General features: G+C 55.0%; 17 protein-coding genes and 1 rRNA gene. 5 read left to right on the forward strand and 13 right to left on the reverse strand.

The annotated features are described in order from the left end of the window. The first annotated feature begins 3 nt into the window (after positions 1-3). On the forward strand, positions 4-1,533 hold the full coding sequence (locus IKP20_03300) for an AAA family ATPase (GenBank protein ID MBR4503984.1): 1,530 nt from the start codon (positions 4-6) through the stop codon (positions 1,531-1,533). Between the two features lie 38 nt (positions 1,534-1,571). Here IKP20_03300 and IKP20_03305 read toward each other — a convergent pair whose 3' ends face one another. The 3 genes from IKP20_03305 to IKP20_03315 all read right to left on the reverse strand — a co-directional run bounded on the left by IKP20_03305 (position 1,572) and on the right by IKP20_03315 (position 6,082). After that, positions 1,572-1,925 (reverse strand): GNAT family N-acetyltransferase, encoded by a 354-nt coding sequence (locus IKP20_03305; protein ID MBR4503985.1) that lies wholly within the window; start codon positions 1,923-1,925, stop codon positions 1,572-1,574. Between the two features lie 106 nt (positions 1,926-2,031). Beyond that, positions 2,032-4,053, reverse strand: a complete 2,022-nt coding sequence (locus IKP20_03310) for a lamin tail domain-containing protein (protein ID MBR4503986.1) — start codon at positions 4,051-4,053, stop codon at positions 2,032-2,034. A 25-nt stretch (positions 4,054-4,078) separates the two neighbouring features. Continuing rightward, entirely contained in the window at positions 4,079-6,082 is a 2,004-nt protein-coding gene (locus IKP20_03315) for a lamin tail domain-containing protein (GenBank protein ID MBR4503987.1), read from the reverse strand. 124 nt (positions 6,083-6,206) lie between these two features. Between IKP20_03315 and IKP20_03320 the strand changes: the two genes are divergently transcribed. Continuing rightward, the gene (locus tag IKP20_03320) at positions 6,207-7,397 is read left to right on the forward strand and encodes an MFS transporter (GenBank protein MBR4503988.1); all 1,191 of its coding nucleotides are present in this window, start codon (positions 6,207-6,209) and stop codon (positions 7,395-7,397) included. A 39-nt stretch (positions 7,398-7,436) separates the two neighbouring features. Here the strand turns inward: IKP20_03320 and cadA are convergent, their stop codons facing one another. From cadA to IKP20_03345, 5 genes are all read right to left on the reverse strand, one after another. Further along, a complete protein-coding gene (gene cadA, locus IKP20_03325) occupies positions 7,437-9,296 on the reverse strand; it encodes a cadmium-translocating P-type ATPase (GenBank protein ID MBR4503989.1) in 1,860 nt (619 codons plus the stop codon). After that, the gene (locus IKP20_03330) at positions 9,293-9,520 is read right to left on the reverse strand and encodes a cation transporter (protein MBR4503990.1); all 228 of its coding nucleotides are present in this window, start codon (positions 9,518-9,520) and stop codon (positions 9,293-9,295) included. Before IKP20_03330 ends, cadA begins: the two co-directional genes overlap by 4 nt. A gap of 102 nt (positions 9,521-9,622) precedes the next feature. Continuing rightward, on the reverse strand, positions 9,623-10,276 hold the full coding sequence (gene tpiA, locus IKP20_03335; GenBank protein ID MBR4503991.1) for a triose-phosphate isomerase: 654 nt from the start codon (positions 10,274-10,276) through the stop codon (positions 9,623-9,625). Between the two features lie 16 nt (positions 10,277-10,292). Beyond that, a complete protein-coding gene (locus IKP20_03340) occupies positions 10,293-11,435 on the reverse strand; it encodes a fructose 1,6-bisphosphatase (protein MBR4503992.1) in 1,143 nt (380 codons plus the stop codon). Between the two features lie 176 nt (positions 11,436-11,611). Beyond that, positions 11,612-12,976 carry an MATE family efflux transporter gene (locus tag IKP20_03345; GenBank protein MBR4503993.1) on the reverse strand — a complete coding sequence of 455 codons (1,365 nt, stop codon included), beginning with the start codon at positions 12,974-12,976 and terminating at the stop codon, positions 11,612-11,614. Positions 12,977-13,075: 99 nt separating this feature from the next. On the opposite strand from IKP20_03345, the gene IKP20_03350 reads away from it, so the two are divergent. Both IKP20_03350 and IKP20_03355 read left to right on the forward strand, forming a co-directional pair. Beyond that, positions 13,076-13,903, forward strand: a complete 828-nt coding sequence (locus tag IKP20_03350) for a sel1 repeat family protein (GenBank protein ID MBR4503994.1) — start codon at positions 13,076-13,078, stop codon at positions 13,901-13,903. Positions 13,904-13,923: 20 nt separating this feature from the next. Beyond that, the gene (locus IKP20_03355) at positions 13,924-15,186 is read left to right on the forward strand and encodes a leucine-rich repeat domain-containing protein (GenBank protein ID MBR4503995.1); all 1,263 of its coding nucleotides are present in this window, start codon (positions 13,924-13,926) and stop codon (positions 15,184-15,186) included. Here IKP20_03355 and IKP20_03360 read toward each other — a convergent pair. From IKP20_03360 to IKP20_03370, 3 genes are read right to left on the reverse strand one after another with little or no spacing between them, the layout of a single operon-like run. Then, positions 15,079-16,998, reverse strand: coding sequence for an AIPR family protein (locus tag IKP20_03360; protein ID MBR4503996.1), 1,920 nt, complete (start codon positions 16,996-16,998; stop codon positions 15,079-15,081). The two genes, IKP20_03355 and IKP20_03360, sit on opposite strands and share 108 nt — an antisense overlap. Positions 16,999-17,008: 10 nt before the next feature. After that, entirely contained in the window at positions 17,009-18,145 is a 1,137-nt protein-coding gene (locus tag IKP20_03365) for a hypothetical protein (GenBank protein MBR4503997.1), read from the reverse strand. Beyond that, positions 18,145-18,873 (reverse strand): hypothetical protein, encoded by a 729-nt coding sequence (locus IKP20_03370; protein ID MBR4503998.1) that lies wholly within the window; start codon positions 18,871-18,873, stop codon positions 18,145-18,147. The genes IKP20_03365 and IKP20_03370 overlap by 1 nt, the downstream gene beginning before the upstream one ends. Positions 18,874-19,260: 387 nt before the next feature. On the opposite strand from IKP20_03370, the gene IKP20_03375 reads away from it, so the two are divergent. After that, on the forward strand, positions 19,261-20,988 hold the full coding sequence (locus IKP20_03375) for an SEL1-like repeat protein (protein MBR4503999.1): 1,728 nt from the start codon (positions 19,261-19,263) through the stop codon (positions 20,986-20,988). A gap of 15 nt (positions 20,989-21,003) precedes the next feature. Here the strand turns inward: IKP20_03375 and IKP20_03380 are convergent, their stop codons facing one another. Together IKP20_03380 and IKP20_03385 are read right to left on the reverse strand one after the other, a co-directional pair. Next, on the reverse strand, positions 21,004-21,321 hold the full coding sequence (locus tag IKP20_03380; GenBank protein ID MBR4504000.1) for a hypothetical protein: 318 nt from the start codon (positions 21,319-21,321) through the stop codon (positions 21,004-21,006). A gap of 128 nt (positions 21,322-21,449) precedes the next feature. After that, a 16S ribosomal RNA gene (locus IKP20_03385) occupies positions 21,450-21,523 on the reverse strand; the annotation flags it as partial.

Below are 21,523 nucleotides of genomic sequence, written 5' to 3' on the forward strand. Positions count from 1 at the left end.
ATGATCGAAATGACAGAGAAAATAGCCGCAGAATCCTGGAGCGTCGTCGAGAAGATGCGCTCCACCGAAGAGATCCTCATCCCGTCCGATCCCCTTGACAGGGTCCTCGGACAGGAGGAAGCGATAGATCTCGCCAAAATAGCAGCCCGCCAGCGCAGGCATCTGCTCTTGGTGGGTCCGCCGGGCACTGGGAAATCCATGATAGCCCGCGCCCTCTCCATGAATCTCCCGACACCCTCCCACGAAGTGAGGGTCGTGGAGAACCCAGAGAACGCCGAGAGGCCCTTCATCGAGATCCTCGACAGAGAGGAGGTCGAAAAGGAAGAGGCCCTCAGAAGCGAGCCCATAGGAGTGCTGGAAGATCCGGAAGATGCGCCTCCCGGCGTGGCGGAGCACCTCGGATACAGATGCAAAAACTGCGGGAAGATATCCCAGCCAACCGATCTCAGCTGCCCCTACTGCAACTACAGCAAAATGAGCGGAGGAGGGAGAGGCAACCCGTTCCAGGACCTGATGGGAAACATCGGCGGCCTCCTCGGCGAATCCGTCGGCCAGCTGACCGCCGGAAAGGAGAAAGTCCGCACCACCCGCACCACGAACGGTTACGAGGAGACCGTGATCTTCGAGCGCGCCGGAGAGAAGATACGCATGCTCGACCAGGCGGCAATCGACAAGAGGAGCGAGCTCACCCGCACATCCAACGAGAAGACCTTGGTCAAGCTCAACAGGAACCCCTTCGTCCTCGCCACAGGAGCATCGGAGACCGAGCTGCTGGGGGACGTGAGGCACGACCCATACGGAGGCCACGAAAAGCTCGGCACCCCAGCGTACGAAAGGGTCATCGCGGGATCCATCCACGAAGCCCATGAAGGCGTGCTGTTCGTGGACGAGATATCCCATCTCGGAGACCTCCAGAGATACATACTCACCGCGATGCAGGAGAAATCCTTCCCCATCATGGGCAGGAACCCCCAATCCGCGGGAGCCAGCGTCAAAGTGGAGGACGTTCCGTGCGACTTCATCCTGGTGGCCGCATGCAACATGCAGGACATCGAGAACATCCTGTCCCCTCTCAGATCCAGGATCATAGGGAACGGATACGAGATACTCGTGGACATCGCGATGCCCGACAACGACCGCAACAGAGCCAAATACGCCCAATTCGTGGCCCAGGAAGTCAACCTTGACGGGCACATACCCCACGCGGACATAGAGGCGGTAAAGCTCATAATCGAAGAGGGCAAACGCCGCGCCAGAGACGACAACCAATCCAACTCCCTCACCCTCAGGCTCAGGGAGCTGGGAGGGCTGATAAGATCTGCCGGAGACATAGCGGTGATGGAAGGCTCCGAGCTCATCACCGCCGACCACATACGCAGAGCCCTCAGAAGATCCCGCCCCGTGGAGGACCAGATCCGCGAAAGGTACGGATCGTACACCTCAGGCCTCTCCAAAGACGTATCTTCCGCACAGAAGGAAAGATCCGGATACTATTACCAGACAGACCACGTCGACGACAGCATGTTCTCGTGATCGCCGAAACCCATTCCTCCCCTCGGAGGCTTTCCTTTTTATGACGCTCTGCAGCCAGACGAGAAAGCCACCATGCGATAGGCGTCTCCGCCGTCCCCGTAGAAATGCGGCAGAAACTCGGAGCACACGAATCCGCGCTTTTTGTAGAACGCTATGGCATTGGAATTCGCGGTGCGGACTTCCAATTGGATGGTGCCATACCCGTCCATGAAGCATCTCCTGCGGAATGCGTCCAGTAGCATCCCGCCTACCCCCTTGCCACGAAAAGAAGACTCCACGGCGAAGAGGGAAATGGATGCCCTCCCCCCGTCAAGTCTGGAGCCGCAGATGGCACCGAGGGCATTGCCGAAGACATCCTCGGCGATGAACTGGCCATGCGGCCACTGCGACATGAAAAAGGCTATGACATCGGGCGAGAAATAATCGTCGAGGTTCCCATTGATGATGGAGCAAACCTTCTCGAAATCTTTCTCGCCCGCCTGTCTGATTATCACCGGATCATCTCTTCAGTCTGGAAAGCCCGATCAGAGCGACGAACAGGATGATTATCCCGATGGCGGCGTATTTCAGCCAACCTCCGGAACCGCTTCCGTCATCGGAATTCTGGCTCTCGCCGGATGGCTGCACCACGTATTTCTCTGAGGCGCTGGCCGAATCTCCGGAGGAATCGGATACGGTCACTTTCAAGATATGAGAACCTTCCTTTACCGTGACCGTAGCGCTCGGGACCTTGGTGGTCTTGGTCTGGCCGTCGCCGAAATCCCAATCGTAAGTGTACGTTCCGGCAGGGGTCACGCTGACCTTGAACGTCACCGTCTTTCCAAGCTCGTATGTCTTGTCGGTGGTCGTTATCGTGACGGAAAGACCCTCGTACGCGTAATTCTTATCGAAATCGCTCTCGAATACGCTGGCGAAATAGCCGGCCACATCCGAGGAAAGTATCGCGACGCCCACTTCCCTGTTGGTAGTGAACGAAGGGTAAGTCCAATTCACCGACGACACTATGGCAACGTCATCGCAAACCAATCCTTTGTTGTGCACATAGGGCTTATCCATGGCGGCGGCATCTATCATGCTGCCCTTGTTTACGCTCTCGACGTAATTTTCAACATAAACCCGATCGTTTTCGCTTCCGGAATTCAGGATGAGCCTGACGTCTGCCCCCGAAATAGCTTTGGAATTCAGATGATACAGAGGCGAAGAAGACTCGGTCCAGTCCTCATATGACTGGTCCAAAGATTGCTGCTGGACATAGATGCGATCGACCGCCCTGTCGATCCAATACATCTCGCTGTCCCACGAGTTGTTAGGCGATAATATGGGGCAGACCGACGCCGAATAAGACTTGAAATTCCCGCTCTGCGGCTTGCTGTACCGAAGACTCGCTGGGGTGACGTTGGAATAGCTCATCTCAGAGAAATCTCTGACATCCTTGCCGCTGATGTCGGCTGAGAAAACGCCCTCCATATAGGAGGCATAATCCTTGCTCTCGATTATAGCTCCCCATCCGCGGTTGCCATAGTCTTCGCTGTATGTGCCGTTCATGATTTTGCCGTTGAGATTGTCTACGGTCCAGTTCTCGGAAGTGACGATGGTCGTCTTGCCGTCGACGATAGCGTATTTCGCATGGACGAGATTGAAGCGGTCTCCGGACATCCCTCCGATCAGTTTCACCTCGCCGCCTGCGTTCACAAGCGCCTTCAAACTGGGTGCGACCCCGGACTGATCGGATTTGTAAGGGTTGGATTCCAGCAGGAGAGTGACTTCGACTCCCTTCTCGGCCAAATCGCACAGGAGCGCGTACATGTTCTTGTTGGTGAGCTGATACATCTCGATGTGCACCGAACTCTTGGCAGAGCTTATGGCCTCATAGATCGGGACCCCGCCGCTGTCAGGGAAAACGAAAGGTGTGACGGTGGCCCGATATTGCAGGCTGGGATCGAACTCATATCCGGCCGACGCGCCGTTTGTGATCTTCCAGTCAGAGGCTGTGTCAGAATCCACGGAGCCGTTCCTGACCGCGTAAACGTCGCTTCCAGAAATCGTTAAAGAACTCCCGCTCCAGATCGATGCGTCGTCGATGGTCTTGCTGCCGTAGCACAATGCATCCACACAGAAGCCGGAGGAATCATACAGGTAAACCTGGTCCCCGCCATTTGCGAAGAGATATTGGCTATCCGCTTTCAGAACGGCGCTGTCGACGTCGATCACATTTTCGCGGTCGGCAAAGGAGCTCTTCGGACTGCTGTCCGGCCTGACGACAGTGACCGAACTCTTGGCGTCCAGCCTATAGTATGAGAAAACGCATTTGCCTTCTCCGTCGCTCAGATACCAACCGTTCAGGTCGACGGCTTTTTCGCCGTAATTGGTCAATGTGACCCCTTCCCAATCGAAGGGATTGAACTCGCTGATGAGCACCCCGTACGAGACATCCGCATCCGAACCGGATTCGGAAATCTGAGTCGCGCATAGCGCCGCGATCAGAGCCGCCGCGAGGGCCGATAGCTTCTTCGCATCCATGCACCCGAATTGCTGGACATGATAATTACATATCGCCTCTGACCTGCTTGTAATGCCTCGCCAGGGCATATACAACTGCCAAAACAATAGTCACGGCCGCTAAAGCAAAATATGAGGGAAGGAGACCGAAACCATCCAGCAGACCGGAGATCCCACCCGCGATTGATGGGTCCTTGTCGGAGGAATAAGCGGCAGACGCGGTGCAGGAGAAACCCGATCCGTCGGATACCGTAACCACCATCATGTGCTCCCCTTCAGAAGGCCAGAACGACATGCGCGGAATCGAGGTGACCCTCACCCTGCCATCCCCCAGATCCCATTCGTAGGAATAATCGCCGATGGCCGACATCGTTACCGAGAAAACGGCCTCCTCCCCATAGCGATACCTGCTTTTCATCTCCGTTATCTCGGCCGTGAATCCCTCATAAAGATAACATCTGGCATGATCCCTGAGGAAAGCTTCGGCGAAGAATCCTGCCACATCCGCCGACTCTATCGCCACGCCGAATTCCCTGTTCATCGAGAACGAATTGTCCGTCCAATTCACTGACGCGACGATGGCGACGTCATCGCATACCAGCCCTTTATTGTGGACGTATGGGACCCTCATCGATGCCGCCTTGATCAGCGTCTCGGCGCAAAGCTCATCCGAATAGCTTCCGGCCGATAATTCGCAGATTATCAGCCTGGTGTCCACGCCTCTGGAAGCGGCCTGAGCCATGCACCAGATAGGCGAGCCTTCGGCGACGTCCCTCATGGACGACCCTATGCTTTGCTGCTGAGAGTATACCCTCTCCGCGGAGATGCCCATGTAATATGATTCGGCTTCGAACGAACCGTCCGGAGAAAGGAAAGGCAGCACGGACGCTTGGAATGCTTCGCCATATTCGCCTTCCGGAGATGAATAAACGAGATTGCCGGCTGCCCTCGCATTCGGATACGCATCTACGAATTTCCTGACGTCTCCGTAACCCATGTCGATGTCGTTGGAGAAAATCTGCTCCATGAAGAACGCCAGGTCTGCGCTGTCTATTACGGCGCCCCACCCTCTGTTTCCGGTATCGTCCCCGTAAGAGCACGGACGGACGTTGCCGTTCAGATTGTCTGACGTCCAATTCTCGGTCAAAATGATGGTCCTATACCCGTCGATGATTGCGTATTTGGCATGCATATATGGGAAGCGCTCGCCGTCGCCTCCTATCAGATATATCTCGCCCCCGTGGTTCGCTAAAGCTTTCATCAGAGGCAGATAAGCTATCAGATCGATCCCAAGAGGATTCGCTTCCAGAAGGAGCGTGACATCTACTCCCCTATCCTCCAAATCGCACAGAAGGGAGAATATATTCTTGCTGCTGAGCAGATAAAGCGCTATCTGCACCCTTTCCTCGGCTGCTTCCAATGCCCTGTAGATGGGAACGCCTCCGCTGTCTGGGAACAGGAAGGGGGTCACTTCTGCCTGATACGTGATTTTAGGATCGAAATCGACTTCGGTAACGCCCGGACGGCGGGTTGCCCAATCTTCCGCGGTATTGGTGTCCCCTCCGACCCTGAGCGTATAGTATCCCTTTTTAACATCGGCGGGAGGCCCGGACCATATGTCTCCCTCATCGATCTTCTTGTTCCCATAGCAGACGGCATCGATCACCGCCCCATCCTTCATCAGATAGATCTCGTCGCCGGTATTGTTGAGCACAAGGGAGCCTTTGCCCTTTGAGAATCCTTCTTCGCCTAGAACTACGATGTGGTACCTTCCGCCGAACGATTCGCATTTCGGATCGGATGAGAATGCGACTGTCGAACCCGCGGGAATGATGAACGATTCTTTGAATGCCCAAGTCCCTTCTCCATCTGTCAGGGAAAATTCAAAAAGATCGGCGGTTCCAGGACCTGGGTTGGACACTGCGATGGCTTCCCCATAGGGATCGAAAGCACGGATCAGCAGAGTTGGCGAAGCCCCGTCAGAATCCCATGATACAGAAGCCGGAATCAGGAGCATCAGCAACACGACCAAGGCCATCTTAGCGTCCATGCAATCCGATTTCCGATCCGAAGGATAAGCGATTGCGTCTTTCCCTAAGATTGCTAAAATGGGCCCGCTATCAATGGAAGCTACGTTCCGCAAGATTTATACGAATCGCGCATCTCAAGACGGCATGGCCGACAAAGGATTGGGCCGCCGTGCGCTTCTGTTTCTGATACTGGTGCTCAGCATATTCGGCCCGCTGTCCACCGACATGTTCCTGTCTGGCCTGCCCAAAATGACCGTGGATTTCAGCGCGCCTGAGAGCGTAATGAACATGTCCCTGTACCTGTTCATGCTGGCGTTCGCCATCAGCATCCTGGTTCTGGGACCGCTGAGCGACAAATACGGCAGAAGAAAGATCCTGTTGATAACCATGTCCATCTATGCCGTAGCCAGCGTCGCCTGCTGCCTTACAGACAACGTATGGGCGTTCATCGCATTCAGGATTGTTCAGGCTTTCGGAGGCGGAGGCGCAATGTGCACTGCGTTCGCGCTGATCAAAGACTGCTTCACGGGAGAGGAGATGAAGTCGGCCCTTTCAATAACCGCCGCCCTGGGAATATTGGGGCCCATATTGGCGCCGGTCATAGGCACGGTCCTGATCAACATCTCAGGATGGAGAGCGACGTTCTGGGCCCTCACGGCAGTCTCTCTGCTCTGCCTGTCGATGGGGTGCCTTCTACCAGGGAACCTCCCCGAAGAGCGCCATGAGGGCTCTGTGATAGGTGCGCTGTCGCGGATTAAAGTGGTCGCCGGCGACAGGCATTTCGTGCTGTTCATGGTGATGATGTGCGTTTTCATGGCGGGCCAGCTGGCATACATCTCTGTCTCGGCTTACGTGTTCGAAATCCGCTTCGGGCTTGGCACAACGGAATACAGCCTGGTCCTGGCCGCGTCCTGCATATTCGGTCTGATGTTGGCGGCGGCGATCGGTCGCTTGAAACTGTCGCCGAGAAAAAGCGTGGCGGCGATTTTGCTGCTGGGGCTGTCTAGCTTCGCGCTGATGCTCGCGATCGGAGGGATCCATTGGGCTGGGCTCCTTCTGGCGATAATACCGTGCTGCGCCGTATCCACCATAACCCGTTCCTTCGGATTCGGCATATTGATGGGGCAAAGGGACGGTGACAACGGCTCTGTGTCGTCGACCCTCAATTTCACCGGATTCATCGCGGCGTTCTTCGGCATGATCATCGCATCCTCTTTCCCATCGGATCTGTTCGTGGAAGGCATCGCGACTACCCTAGGGATCTGCTGCCTCATCTATCTGGCTTGCTGGGCCGCTCTTCGCAAGGATGGATACCCATTGAAAGGATTGGAATGAAGGTCCCAGCCAGAAACGGCAGGCTGGAACCTATTGTTTTCACTTCTTCTCGTAGATCGAAGTGCGCATGCATCTCATCGAATTGAGGATGGCTATTATCGCCACTCCCACGTCTCCGATGACTGCGATCCACATGCTGGCTATGCCCACGACGGAAAGAGCCAGGATGGCGAATTTGACGCCCAGCGCGAACACGATGTTCTGCTTGACGATGCCGTTGGTGCGCTTCGCGATCTTTATCGTCGTGGCGACTTTCTCCGGCTTATCGTCCATGATGACGACGTCGGCGGCCTCGATTGCGGCGTCCGACCCCAGCCCTCCCATGGCGACTCCGATATCCGCGCGGGATATGGATGGGGCATCGTTTATCCCGTCCCCGACAAAGATCACATTAGTTTTCTCCGGCTTGGAATCGATTATCCTTTCGAGATGGCTGATCTTGTCTGCCGGAAGCAGCTCGCATTGGGCTTCGTCCAAACCGACTCTGGCCGCCACTTCCTCCCCGATGGATCTGGAATCGCCGGTGAGCATGATTGTCCTGCTTATGCCCACGGACTTCAGTTCCCCTACCATCTCTTTGGCCCCTTCTTTGAGCATGTCAGATAGGATAATGCGCCCGAGATATTGGCCGTCCCTCGCCAAATAGACAGTGGTGAATATGCTCTCGTCGGTATCCACGTTTATGCCCTCCAGAGCCATCAGCTTCCTGTTCCCGGCTAAGACGGTCTTCCCGTCGATCACAGTGGCAATTCCCATTCCGGAGCGGTCCTCGGAGGAGCCTATGCGGCTGTAATCGAAACCTTCGGAGCACGCCTTCTTCAGGGATATGGCGATCGGATGGTTGGACCCGGATTCCGCCATGGCTGCCAGCTTGAGAAGCTCCTCTTCAGAGCACCCTACGGCTTCGATCTTGTCGATGCCGAACTTCCCCTCGGTCAAGGTGCCGGTCTTGTCGAACACGACAACTGAAGCGTGGGCCAAAGCCTCTAGATAGTTCCCGCCTTTGACAAGGATGCCCAGCTTGGATGCCGCCCCTATCCCGCAGAAGTATCCCAGAGGGACGGAGATGACCACGGCGCAGGGGCACGAAACCACCAGGAAGGTCAGAGCCCTGTATATCCAGACCTTGGGGTCCTGGCCGAACAATAGGGGTATGATGGCGACGAATATGGCGGATATTATGACGGCTGGGGTGTAATATCTCGCGAATTTGGTAATGAACTTCTCGACCGGCGCTTTCCTCGATATCGAATCCTCGACCAGCTCCAAAACTTTGGAGACAGTGGAATCCGCGTACTCTTTGGTTACGCAGATCTTCAGCTTTGCGCTGATGTTCACCGATCCGCTGAATACCTCTTCGCCGACGGACACGCTTCTCGGAACCGATTCCCCGGTCAAGGCGCTGGTATCCAGAGAAGAAGACCCTTCGACTATGCTCCCGTCCAGAGGTATCTTCTCCCCAGGCAGGACCTCGATCATATCGCCTATCATCACTTCCTCAGGATCCACGCGCTCGATGCCGTCCTCCGTGACGAGGTTGGCATATTCCGGCTGGATGTCCATGAGGTCTGAGATTGATTTCCTGGTCGAGTTCACGGCCCTGTCTTCAAACCACTCCCCCACCTGGAAGAACAGCATGACAGCCGTCCCTTCCTCGTATGACCCGATGATGAACGCGCCTATGCTGGCTACCATCATCAGGAATTTCTCGTCGAGGAAATTACCGCGCATGATGTTGCGGAAAGCACCCGCCAAAACATCGTATCCTATGATGAGATAGGCGGCCAAAAATATGGGCAGCTCCGCGGTCTCCGAAATGGAATGGGTATGATGGAGGACCATGCCCACGGCAAATATCGCCAGGGCAATGATTATCCTCTGGGCGAGCGTGACTTTCACTTTATCCTTCTCACGGATTTGATGTCGTCTGCGACTCTCATGGCCTCTTTGGATACAGCCTCTACGACAGCATCCACGTCCTCCCTTTCGGTGGTGAACGACATTTTCTGGGTCATGAACGTCACGTTGACGTCGCTGACGCCATCGATCTTGGACACGCTGTTCTCTATCTTGGAAGCGCAATTGGCGCAATCCAAACCTTCGAGCTTGAGCACTACTTTCATAATAGTTGAATAGCTGTTCAACTATTAAAAATTGAATGGCGGTTCAATAGATATGGAAGCGAAAAATGCCCGCAAACCTGATAAGATCTGCGGGAATGGATTTCAGATGTATCTCACGAGGTCGCGGAGAACCGCTTCCGGATCTGATGCTTTAACCACGCCGGAAGCCAGAAGAACCCCTTTGGCCCCCAATTCCAAGGCGGCGCGGACGTCTTCGCCTGTCTTGACGCCGGCCCCGCAAAGCACAGGGATGTTCGCGTCGACGGCTTCCACCGCGGAGACCGTGTCTTTGACGATCCCGGGATCGGCGGACGTTACGGATGTGTCCCCTCCGATAAGCTCCGGCGGCTCGACGGCGATCATATCCGGCGAGAAGGCGGCCAGCTCTGCGGCTTTTGCGATGCTCTCGGCGCAGACGCAGGTTGTCAGGCCAAGCTCCCTGCACATAGAAACGCTGGCTTCGACCTGATCCGCAGGCTTCCTGTTCTCCGAATGGTTTATGAGGGAGCCGAAAGCGCCTGCCGCTTTGACGGCCGACGGAGTCGTGTATCCGGTTCCGGAACCGGGTTTCCTCGGATCGACGTTCTGAGAGAGCACAGGCAATGAAACCTGAGATGCGACGTAAGACAGCTCAGCGGTGGGCGGGCATACCGCGATGGATGCTCCGGTCTCCTCGGCGACCTTCCCGCAAATCTTGGCGAGGCGGAGGGCTCCCTGTCCCTCCACCTGGCTGTAGACTTTGAAATTGACGATCACCGCGGGGTATCTGAGATCAGTCAAGGTCTTCGAACCTCGAGGTGAGCTCTTTGATGACTTCAGGCCTGGACGTGTATTCCATCTCCTCGGGACCGAGGATGGAAGGCATGAATGGGCCCTGGCTCCTGATGAACCTGCTGGCTTTGACCGCATTGGCGCGGGCCACATCCCAGGTGTCGCTCTTGAAGAAGTCCACGGGTATGTGGTCCCCGTTCTTAGCTCCCAAAGGCTCGAGACCCTGGAGCTTGCCTCCGTTCAGCTGGAATCCGAGGCAGCAGATTCTTGGGGGTCCGTCGAAATAGACGGGATCGGAGTCCTCAGGAGAGCAGGGGTAGAACGCTCCGTAGTGCGAGCCTCTCATCCATCCCGCGACGAGCATGGGATTCATGAAGGGCTGCAGATACTCTCCGACGGAGGGAAGCCCGCTCTGGGCGCGGCAGATGCAGACAGGATCGTCCTTTCCGATGTATTTCCCGGCGGTAAGGTTGAGTTTGTCGGTGGATACGACGCATGCCGGACCGATGCCGGACCTGGAGCAGATCCTCTTGATAGCGTATCTGGAAGTGTCTCCGAGAAGCGAGAGGATGCTCAGAGTCTCTTCGGGGGATTTCATGACGACTTTCTTGTTGTCGATGACGTCCTGGATTTCGACGCAGAATCCTTTCTTGGCCCTGGCATCGATTACCAGCCCGGTGGTGGTGAAAGGATCGAGGAAAATCTTGCTCAGAGGCAAGGAATATGCGGAAGGCTCGGTCTTGTCGGCCATGAAGAACAGAAGGGGCTCGGAACCCCTCTCTTCGAACGACATCTCTGCGGAACCTGGTCCAGCCCCTTTGACGTTCCCGGAGAAGGCATCGGTGAGGATGTCCTGCCCGGCCGCGTAAAGCTTCATGGATTTCGCTATTTTAGCGGCCTTCTGGAAGCATTCCCAGGCAGCCCCATGGACGTCTTTGTTGCCTTTCCCCTTGTAGTGGGTCATATAAAGATTGATATCGTCTCCGACGCGGGTGACATAGAAGTCCTCGATGGTTCCCTGTTTCTGAGCGTCGGCGAGAATTTCCTTACTGGCCTCCAGCATAGAAGGGTGGGGCCTGGAGTGACCTACGACGGAGCCAACATCCGCTTTGATCACTGAGACTGTGACTTTTTCTGCTGACATACGGTTCACGTATCCTTGATTTAGGTTAAGCGTAATTCCATATTAAGTATTGCGGGGAACAGCAATTCACAATCGAACCCGACTCGGAAATAATCGGCGCCTCCCAGCCATCTGAGGCTCGCAACGGACATCCCCAAAGATGGCTGCCCAAAAGCCGAATGCCTGGACGGGCCCTTTTACATACGTCGCGCGGAGTCTGCCATCTCCGAGAAAACCTTCTTTCTGACGCGTCTGGTTGCGGCCAGAATGATGGTGGCGCCGACTATGTGGCCGAAGAGCAGAGCCCAGAATATTGCCTGCAGAGAATAGTGCCCCGCTATCCAGAAGAACGAAATGAGTACGGCATTCCTAAGCACCGCGCATACGACAGACATCTCCGGATGGCCGAGCGCTTGCAGATAGCCTGAGCATATAGGATTGAAAGAATAGAACGGCGCGTAAAGGCACAGTATCGTCAGCGCCTCGACCATCGCCGGGCGGTAATCCGATATCAGATCGGAATATGTGAACAGGGACATGGCCTGGCCCGGGAAAATCTCCAGCAACACTATCAGAGCGACGACCGACAGGATCCCGACCTTCAACGCATAAACGAACGCTTCGGACATGCGCCCGGAATCCTTCTGCCCATATGCCGACGAAGCTACAGGAACCAGCGCGGATCCGACGGCCATCGCCGGCACTACTATGGCTTCTATGACACGATCCGGGGTCGAAAATATCGCCAGCCCATCGGATCCGGCGCACGCTATGACCAGATAGTTGAGGACGGCATCCATACCGTACAGGACGCAATACTCGAGCATCTGGGGGATTCCCGCTGAGATGACCTCACCCATATGGGAGCCGTCATAGCGGAAGCTCTCCCGGGAATATCTCAGATAAGACTTCCTGGAAAGAAGGAAGTACAGCCCTATCACGAGAGAGATTACCGTGGAGATCACAGTGGCCGCAGAGGCCCCGGCTACGCCCATATCCATGGAATATATCAGGATCGGATCCAGGACCATGTTGGAAAACGCCAGAGCCAGCATCATCGCCGTGGATTGGGTGGCGGCGCCCTGCCCGCTGAGAATCCCGGAGACGGTCCCGTTGACGATCAAAAGCAATATCGAAACGGAGAACGGAAGCATGTATTGCGACGATAACGACATCACATCCCCGGCTCCGACTGCGATCAGAAGCGGACTCTGGACGATCAGCATCGCCGGAGTCATGACGGCTCCGAACGACAAGGCAAAAACCAGAGACTGGGCGGCGCACACGGACGCGTCCTCTTTTTTCTTGGCGCCTATCATCCTGGAAACCACAGCCGAAGCGCCGACTCCCAAGCCGCTTCCCAGACCGACGAACACATTGTAAAGCGGAGCCACGACAGCCACCGCCGCCAGCGTGTCCACGCCCAAGCCAGAGCACCATGCCCTGTCGACCAGAACATTGGCCTGCGACACCAGAAGAGCGAAGAAAAGCGGGATCGCGAGGCGCACGATTGCCTTCCTCGGGTTGCCCAGGAGAGCGACCACCTTCCCTTCCGCATCCATGTGGAGGGCCAGCATCAAAGCCGTATAAAAATCTGGATTCAGAGGCGCGATGTGCACGCACACGCTGGGATTAAAGCCGATGAGGGACAATCGGAAATCATGGAAAGAATCACGGATGCTGAATCGCTGAAAGATGCGGTCCGCGCGGCCGAGAACGGAGACGGAAAAGCCCAGAAAGAGCTCGCCGGAATCGCCGGACGCGAACTAGAGAGGATCGGCATGGAATCGCTGGACAGTTTGGCGGCGGAAGAGAACTCCTGGGCGCTGCTCCTTATCGGACGCGCATACGAAGAGAGCAGAGAAATAGACGGCGATTTTGGGACCGCAATCACCGCTTATGAGGACTCGGCCGCAAAGGGCAACCCCTATGCGATGGCAGCACTGGCAAGGCTTTACGAAAAGGGAGATGGCAGAACGAAATCTCTCTACAACGCGTATCTCCTCCACAAGAAAGCCGCTTCCGAAGGGCTGAGCTCTTCCGTGGAATGGCTGAAAATGCATGGCGAGGATGCGGAAGAGCTGGGAAGAATCATCGACGGTTCCGAAAAGGGCGACGCGGATTCCAGATACAGGCTCGCGCTCGAATACGAAAAGGGAGAGCGCATCGAACGCTCGGCCACCAAAGCGCTGGCATTGATGACCACTGCTGCCAGCCAAGGCCATGAGGAGGTCGCGTTACATGCCGCAGATATGTTCCTGGAAGGCTTGGGAAACCCTGCGTTCCGCGGGATTGGCATCTGCATGCTGGCGACTCTGGCTGAAAACGGATGCGAGAAAGCGCAGAAAAAAATCCGTTCGATGACACCATTCGATCTGAGCGAATGCGACGGCGAGGATCTGAGAAGGCTCGCATCGAAAGGTTCGTCATGGGCCGAAGCGATTGTTTCCATGATAGACGGGGAGGAACCGGACGAACATTTTTCATGAGAGCCAACGATTGGCGGAGCATGGGGAGGGCAGAAAAGTTCAGGGAGCTGTTCGGCATCGGTGGCCATCCGGCCGATCCCCTCATGATCCCGAGGCTGATGCAGTTCGGCGGCTTCGATCCCGAAGACGTGTATGCCGTCGAATCCGCCTGCGGCCTTTCCCCCCAAAAATTCGTTCTCTGCTATTCGTCCTCGGACCTCGCCGAAGCGTCCGTTGCCCTGAAGGAACTGTCGGAGGGGATCCAGAACATCGCGCCGATAGTTGCGGACATGAGGAAAGCGCGGGGCCTCGAGGCGATCCGCATGGAATCTGGGAAGGACAGGGCGTCCCTCCTGAAATTGATGATCGAGGAATCCGGCAAGGAATCCCTGACTGAGAACCGCATGATGGATGCCGGGTTCCCGCTGGCGGACTGCCTGATGGTCGGATACATGGAAAGATGCTGCCGCAAAGCCTTCCTCAGGATGGCCTGGGATCAGGATCCGTCGGCGGCGAGGAAAGCGGCCGAATCGATAGCGGATGCCACCGGGCTCGACATCAATGAATTGAGATCTTTCATGAGGGACCTCCGCGGAGATGAGCCTGAGGATACCGAAACGGAAGCCAAACCAGACCCAGGATTGAAATTCAAAAAGATACGCGTCTCTGAGGCGGCGATAACCGGGTATGAGGGATCAGAAAAATGCGTCATCATACCTGAAACCGTCTCGGTCGGCGGGAAAGATCTGCGCGTGACATCGATATCGGACAGCGCATTCGCGAGGAACAGAGAATTGGGAATGGTGAAGATGCCGGAAGGCACCGTGACCATCGGAAAATATGCGTTCTTCGGATGCGAATCCCTCTCTGATGTGGATTTTCCCCCGACCCTCCGCGCCATAGGTGACGGAGCCTTCAGCAGATGCGGTTCCCTGAGGGAAATAAAGCTCCCGAGCTCTCTGGAATCGATAGGGGCCCAAGCGTTCCTTGGGGCGCCCATAGAGAAAGCCTTCATCCCGGGGAGCGTAATGCTCATCGGCCCGCATGCTTTCGGGTCTGGCACCAAGCTCTCCGGGAAAAAGCTCCGATCAGATGCAGCACTTCCTGATCTCCAGCGCCTGCTTGGCACGCCCAGGCGAAATCTTCCTGTTCTCCGGATCCTTCAGATAGGCGATTACGTCGTCGATCACCATGATCTACCTCCTATCCGCGGATTCGCGCATGAGCGTGTATCTGACTTTGTTCCAATCGGTGAAGGACCTGAGGGCGTAAGCCGCTTCGTTGGTCTCCGCCTTAGCGGATGACGCAGCTATCCTCTCCGCGGACTGGGCGGAAGTCAGGCAATGGGCAAACGCCGCCGAATCGGTCGGTATCGCCATGGCAGAGAAGGATTCCCAGCACGTTTCGCGCCTGCATTCCTGAAGCGGATTCCCGCCTGCGTCCGAGATGTCCGAAAGGTATTCCTGGAAGACTCTGCCCGCGGACAGCGCGAAGCGGACGAGGGATTCGTCGGCCGATTGCCTGTCCCAGATCTCGTCCCAATCTATCTCGTAACCCCTGTCCCTGATGGTGGATATGACCTTAGAAACGGCGTACGCGCAGATCTGGGGCCTCAGCGAGCCTTTGAACCAATCCGACTTTCCGATCGCGTCGTATGTATCTCCGTACAGGATGGCCGCCGAGACTACGCGCTTGAAATAATCGGCGCCGAAAGACGACGGCTCCTCGGAGAACTCCTTCGCCACGGCCCTGGAGAAATAGCTGTAGCAGGTCTGCCCGCCTTTGGAGATGATGTCCGGGCGGAGATCGATGAGATACCTGTACTTGGCGAAGTCTATCTTGTCTATGCGCCTGGATTTGTCGTAAGTCCTCCTGAACTTTGCGCGGTCATCCTCGGTGCCCTTCGACGAATCCTGCTCATACTGGCCTCTGGTACGCTCGTAATACCATTTCGCCTCGGAATTGGGGATCGAGCAGGAGCGGGAAGCGTTCTCCATGGCGATCTGGAACTCGCTGCTGGAGCTGAGATCGGATTCCTTCACCGCGTTCTGGGTGTTAACGAAGATGGAGATATTTCTGACGATGTCGAAAGCGTCATCGGAAGACACGACGACGAGCTTCATCGGGACGTATATCTCGGATAGCTTGTCTTTGAATTTGGTTTTCAGCTCTTTGAAAAGGGATACCGTGGTCTGTCCGCCGTTGACTATCTGGAGGTTGGTGAACGAGGTTATTCCGCCGGGGCCGATCTCGACTTTCGAAGCCGTCAGCGCCACGCCGTTGTTGTACGCGAAGAACATCCCGGGATCCTCGCGGATGGTGTTGCGGATGCCTTTGTTCACCTTGGTCTTCACCGTGAGGAAAGACCTGACGTTGGATTCCAGAAGCCTGCTCCCATAGTCGCGGTAGATCAGGGCGAGGAAAAGCCCGGGGACAGAACCTATGTAGCTGTTGCACCCGTTGCTGGACCCGGCTTTGACGCATGGTATGGCGGAGAATCCGAAATCGGATACGTTGATTATGCGATCGTCATCCGGGCGGGAAGATCCCAAAGTCTCGCGGATGTATGCCATATCTATCAGGCGGAGAAGGACCGGCTTCCCTCCGAGATCCCTGTCTTTGATCTCCCTGAACCTTACGCTGCGAAGCCTGTCCGTGACCACGTAGATGAAAATACGGTCATACCTGTGGTATCCCATGCGGATGTGCTTGGCCAAACCGTGGCCTGCGCTGTCTGGGTCTGAAGCTGCCTCTATGGATCCGTCCGCGGATTCCTCGATGAAAGCCAAGCAACGCCTGGCATAATCGTTGAATTCGGTCTCTGTCATCCTGGGGGGGTCCGGCTCTCCGGAATAGTCGCAGGCGAAGATGCTTAAGGTGCAATCGCTCAGACCGCCTTCCCCGTCGGTATCGGCGTATCCATGGACTTCGATGGCCCTGTTGCGCTTTCCCGTGCCGCGATAGAAGCACGGTTCGGCCTCGGGGCACACATCGTATGCGGCCATCTCTTTGGTGGCCTCAGCCAAGAACCTCTCCGATGCCTTGGCCCCAGTAGCGTTCGCGTCCGCTTTTATGTCTTCAAGATACTGCCTGCGGAAAGATTCGATGTCGTCCATTGTAAAAACCTCAGCTATCCCAGATAATCCTCAGAAAATGCTCTGCCTCCTCCAAAACGGGCCCGCTTATCCTGGGGCCGCAAGCATCTTCCTCGGAGAAAATGCCGTCGGCCACCGACCAATCGAACCCTTTCACATCGAGAAGCGGTTTGACCTTGCCGTATGGCGCCGCCATTATGCCAGGATCCAATGCCACGGCGACAGCATCGAAATAGCATGGGCGGTTCCTGAGCTGCGAGACGGATTCGTCGCAAAGCTTGCGCATGATTATGACCTTATAGGATTCGCCGCTGCGCTCAGCCTTATACATGCTCGTAAGGCTGTCCCCCCAGATGCGTGTTGCCTTGTAACCGCTGAGATCCAAAGCCGTAACATATACGGTCTCTGCGGCGGCGAACCTGAAGCTCTCCGGAACTTTATCCTCGGCGCTGTCGACGCCTTCAGCCACCAGAATGCCGAAAGGATAGATAGAAGATGACATCTTAGACACCGCCGGATTGCCGTAGGGATCGGAAGCGACCAATACTCTGCTTCCGAAGGCGTGCTTGGCCCAATCAGGACAGCCGTATATGCGGCCGGATCTCACTTTGGTCGCCAAGAAGCCTGACATGAAACCGTCATCAGATACGCGCAGGTCCTCGGGGATGGATGCGCATCTGACGCACAGCCCCTTGTCGTCCACCGAAATCTCGGACGATGATGCCAAAGAATGCGATATGCCTGCTTTGTCAAGTACATCCGAATAATGCCGGACCACATCCCAATTGTCAGACTCGAACCTTATGATGCCGTCCTCAGCCGAAGCGAGAAGGCCGTCTGCCACGCTGTCGCCGGTGACCCCCTCGTATTTGGGGATCGCTTCGGCGCCGCCGAGAAGCTTGGATGCCATCGAATCGGCGATCCTCGTCGGAACGTCTACCGGCTGGTGCTGCATCCTGCGTATAGGCTCCGAAATCTTGCATGAAACCGTTCCAGAACCTTTCCCGACGATGTCGAACGGGCCTATCAGCTCATTTCCGCAGGACACGAATGCGCGGTCGGCCCCGTCAGCCGGGGATACGGCGAAACGGGACATCGCCGGAGCCACGCCTGTATAAAGGAAGGATGGCAACGCTTTCGAATCGATCGGAAGTATCACATACACCATCAGATGCCCCTCCTGCGAAGGCTGCACATGTAATCCAGCATGGATGCCACCTTGACGTTCCCCTCCTGCTCGAAGTATTCCTCGAAGGGGGCTATATCCTCGTCCGCGAAGCATTCCACCGAATCCTCTGCCACAAGTATGTCGCAATCGAATCCGCTCCTTTCGCGGATCTTCGATTCGTCTACTATAGGGCCGTACGTCATCTCGACGCATTTGAAAGCCACTTTTCCAGGCCCCAACGATACGACGCCGGTGCATTCGGCCATGACCAGATCCAATAGCCTGAGCATGACCTTCTCGCGCATGGCCATGCCGATCTCATAGGCATACCTTCTGCCGCCGGCATTGCGCTCGAAACACTCCGGAACAGAATTCTCTGCGTCGCTGTACCTTATGAGCTCGTCCATATCGGTCGTACGAGGTTTTCCTTGGCTGTCGCAATATGCGGCGCAAAGCCATTCCCAGTGGTCGGAATAGATGCCGCGGAGCCATTCCCCGTCCTCGGCGCTGACGCATGTGCGGAGCGATTCGGAAAATGATGCCAATTCCGGCGAATCAGTCAGGCGATATCTCCCGTCATCTCCGATAACGATGGAATAGCCTTCTTTCTTCATGGATCTCAGCGTCTCTCCCAGTTTGGGAACCACTGAGAAATAACGGCGTGTGGCGGGGCCTTCGGAGAGAGAATCGACAATGAAACGCTTTCTGGCGCCGATCCCCTCCGACATCGCTGCCCAAGCCTTCTGAACTTTGCCATGGCATGAATCGCATAAAATAAGCGGATCCGCACCCATACTGTTGTAGCAGCTTTCCTGCGAGACCAAAGCGCCGCAACGCTCACATTGCAAAGGAATCCGCGAATTCCGGCGTGCGGGCGATTTATCCATGATATTGTTTATCTCTACTGTTATATAATTGTTAAGAATGAAGGATGAGTCAATGGATATTCTTTAAGGCATAAATGCCTGAAACGCTGCATAAACATTCAAATGACAAAAGTAAAGGGTTCGGTTGCATTATACTAAATAAATAGTTATAATCCAATCTACGACACTAGCGCGTCAGAAGATCAAAAGGCACGGAAGAGAAAGGCATATCGAAACCCGGTGGAGCAGATGGCGAACGATAAAAACAGGCATCATGGTCCGACAAGTGAATCCAAGGCGGAATCGCTTTACAGAACCGGAAGAAGTTTTGAGATGGGCAAAGGCTCAGACCAATCGTACCAAGAAGCCGTCTCTTACTATAGGCAAGCCGCTGAGCTTGGCCACAGCCGCGCCATGCACAGCCTCGGGAAATGCTACGAAAACGGCAAGGGCGTCAGGCGCTCGTATGAGGAAGCCGTCAAATGGTTCCAAAAAGCATCCGACTTGGGCAACAGCTACGCCATGCACAGCCTCGGGAAATGCTACGAAAACGGCAAAGGAATCCCCAGATCCTATGAGAAAGCCGCTGAGCTTTATGCGAAATCTGCCGACATGGGAAACATCTACGCCATGCACAGCCTAGCGGAATGCTACGAGAAAGGGAAGGGCGTGGAGCAATCGTACGAGGAAGCCGTGAAATGGTACAGGAAAGGCGCCGACTGCGGCGATGCCAGATCCATCAGCGACATGGGAGATTGCTATTGCTACGGGCATGGCGTTAAAAAATCATTCGAAGAAGCCGTGAAATGGTACAGGAAAGGCATAGAATTGGGCGACACCTATTCCATGAACGGATTGGGATGGTGCTACTACCACGGAAAAGGCGTGGAGCAATCCTATGAGAAAGCCTTCGAGTGCTACATGAAGGCCGCTGAAAAAGGCAACACGTATGCCATGCATAGCATAGGCAGCTGCTACTATTACGGAAACGGTGTGAACAGATCCCTGGAAAAAGCCGCGGAATGGTACAAAAAAGCGGCGGACAGAGGGAACGCATACGCCACCCACAGCCTCGGATGGTGCTACATAAACGGAAAAGGCGTGGAGCAATCGTACGAGAAGGCAGTTGAGCTCTATGAAAAAGCCGCCAAAATGGGGAACAGCTATGCGATGTATGGCCTCGGTTGGTGCTACGAATATGGCAAAGGAGTCAAAAAATCATACGTGGAAGCTATAAACTGGTATGAGAGAGCAGCTGATCTGAAAAATTATTACGCCCTCCACAGCCTCGGGGAATGCTACGAGAAAGGGAAGGGAGTGGAGCAATCCTACGAGACAGCGTTCAAGTACTACAAAATCGCGGCGGATCTGGGAGACCGCAAATCCTGGGGTAACCTTGGGGAATGCTACTATTATGGGCGCGGTGTAGAGCAATCTTACGAGAAAGCCGTTGAGAATTATAAGCAGGGCGTAGAGCTTGGAAGCTCATATTGCATGTATGGTATGGGATGGTGCTATTATTACGGCAAAGGCCTGGCAAAATCCTACGAAGAAGCCGTGAAATGGTACTCAAAAGCGGCAGAACTCGGGAACAGCTATGCGATGTACAGCCTAGGATGGTGCTATTACTATGGACGCGGAATAGCGCAATCCTATGTCAAATCGATCGAATGGTACCAGAAGTCAGCGGATTTGGGCAACAGTTATGCGATGTACTGCTTAGGCTGGTGCTATGAGAACGCGAGAGGTATCAAACAATCATACGAAAAAGCAGCGCATTGGTATAAGAAATCAGCAGAACTCGGCAACAGCTATGCTATGTATGGCCTCGGAGAATGCTATTATTATGGCCACGGCGTAGAGAAATCCTACGACGAAGCCATAAGATGCTATATGAAAGCGACTGAAATGGGCAACGCCCAAAAAATGCTGGAATACGAATCGTTTGCGGAAGTCGATCAGGAAGGACCGGTATGATGGCATCAGCCAAAATCATACCAAAGAATCGACATATTTCGCCCACGATTTTATGTCCTTGAATTCTATCGGTTCCCCATCGCGCATGTTGAAAATTATGGTTTCACACTCGATAAGTATCTCTTCGAGTTTGGTTTTCCTCTCTAAATCAATGAGTCCCCTGTTGTAAGCATCCTCGATCTTAGGGCCGAGAGGTCCGATCTCGAGTTTATCCCCATTGATTCTTTTAAGATATGCCTCAATTTTGGAACGGATCTGAGTGGCTGAATTGATAGCCTTAAAACTTGAACATGGAACCTGCATACTTTCACCTGGACATTTGTGACCATACATTCAACATATTTAATCGGTACAATGAACGAATGCTAAGAAAGAAACTTATGATGAAAAGATAGGCGTTCGATGCTACGTTTGGCGCATGGCAAGCTGCCGAGGGGCGGGCCCGGGGGCCCGCCCGACATAGGAGGTGATCCATCTGCAGGTTCCCCTACAGATACCTTGTTACGACTTAACCTTCCTTGCTGAATCTCAGTTC

Source organism: Candidatus Methanomethylophilaceae archaeon, assembly GCA_017524805.1.
Taxonomy (GTDB): domain Archaea; phylum Thermoplasmatota; class Thermoplasmata; order Methanomassiliicoccales; family Methanomethylophilaceae; genus Methanoprimaticola.

Coding starts and splice junctions, on each gene's coding strand:
- IKP20_03350 (MBR4503994.1), top strand. CDS start 13,076: ATGGAAAGAATCACGGATGCTGAATCGCTGAAAGATGCGGTCCGCGCG.
- IKP20_03330 (MBR4503990.1), bottom strand. CDS start 9,520: ATGAAAGTAGTGCTCAAGCTCGAAGGTTTGGATTGCGCCAATTGCGCT.
- IKP20_03340 (MBR4503992.1), bottom strand. CDS start 11,435: ATGTCAGCAGAAAAAGTCACAGTCTCAGTGATCAAAGCGGATGTTGGC.
- IKP20_03355 (MBR4503995.1), top strand. CDS start 13,924: ATGGGGAGGGCAGAAAAGTTCAGGGAGCTGTTCGGCATCGGTGGCCAT.
- IKP20_03360 (MBR4503996.1), bottom strand. CDS start 16,998: ATGGACGACATCGAATCTTTCCGCAGGCAGTATCTTGAAGACATAAAA.
- IKP20_03305 (MBR4503985.1), bottom strand. CDS start 1,925: ATGTCGCAGTGGCCGCATGGCCAGTTCATCGCCGAGGATGTCTTCGGC.
- IKP20_03365 (MBR4503997.1), bottom strand. CDS start 18,145: ATGGTGTATGTGATACTTCCGATCGATTCGAAAGCGTTGCCATCCTTC.
- IKP20_03370 (MBR4503998.1), bottom strand. CDS start 18,873: ATGTCGGAGGGGATCGGCGCCAGAAAGCGTTTCATTGTCGATTCTCTC.
- IKP20_03310 (MBR4503986.1), bottom strand. CDS start 4,053: ATGGATGCGAAGAAGCTATCGGCCCTCGCGGCGGCTCTGATCGCGGCG.
- IKP20_03345 (MBR4503993.1), bottom strand. CDS start 12,976: ATGGATGCGGAAGGGAAGGTGGTCGCTCTCCTGGGCAACCCGAGGAAG.
- IKP20_03315 (MBR4503987.1), bottom strand. CDS start 6,082: ATGGACGCTAAGATGGCCTTGGTCGTGTTGCTGATGCTCCTGATTCCG.
- IKP20_03375 (MBR4503999.1), top strand. CDS start 19,261: ATGGCGAACGATAAAAACAGGCATCATGGTCCGACAAGTGAATCCAAG.
- IKP20_03320 (MBR4503988.1), top strand. CDS start 6,207: ATGGCCGACAAAGGATTGGGCCGCCGTGCGCTTCTGTTTCTGATACTG.
- IKP20_03380 (MBR4504000.1), bottom strand. CDS start 21,321: ATGTATGGTCACAAATGTCCAGGTGAAAGTATGCAGGTTCCATGTTCA.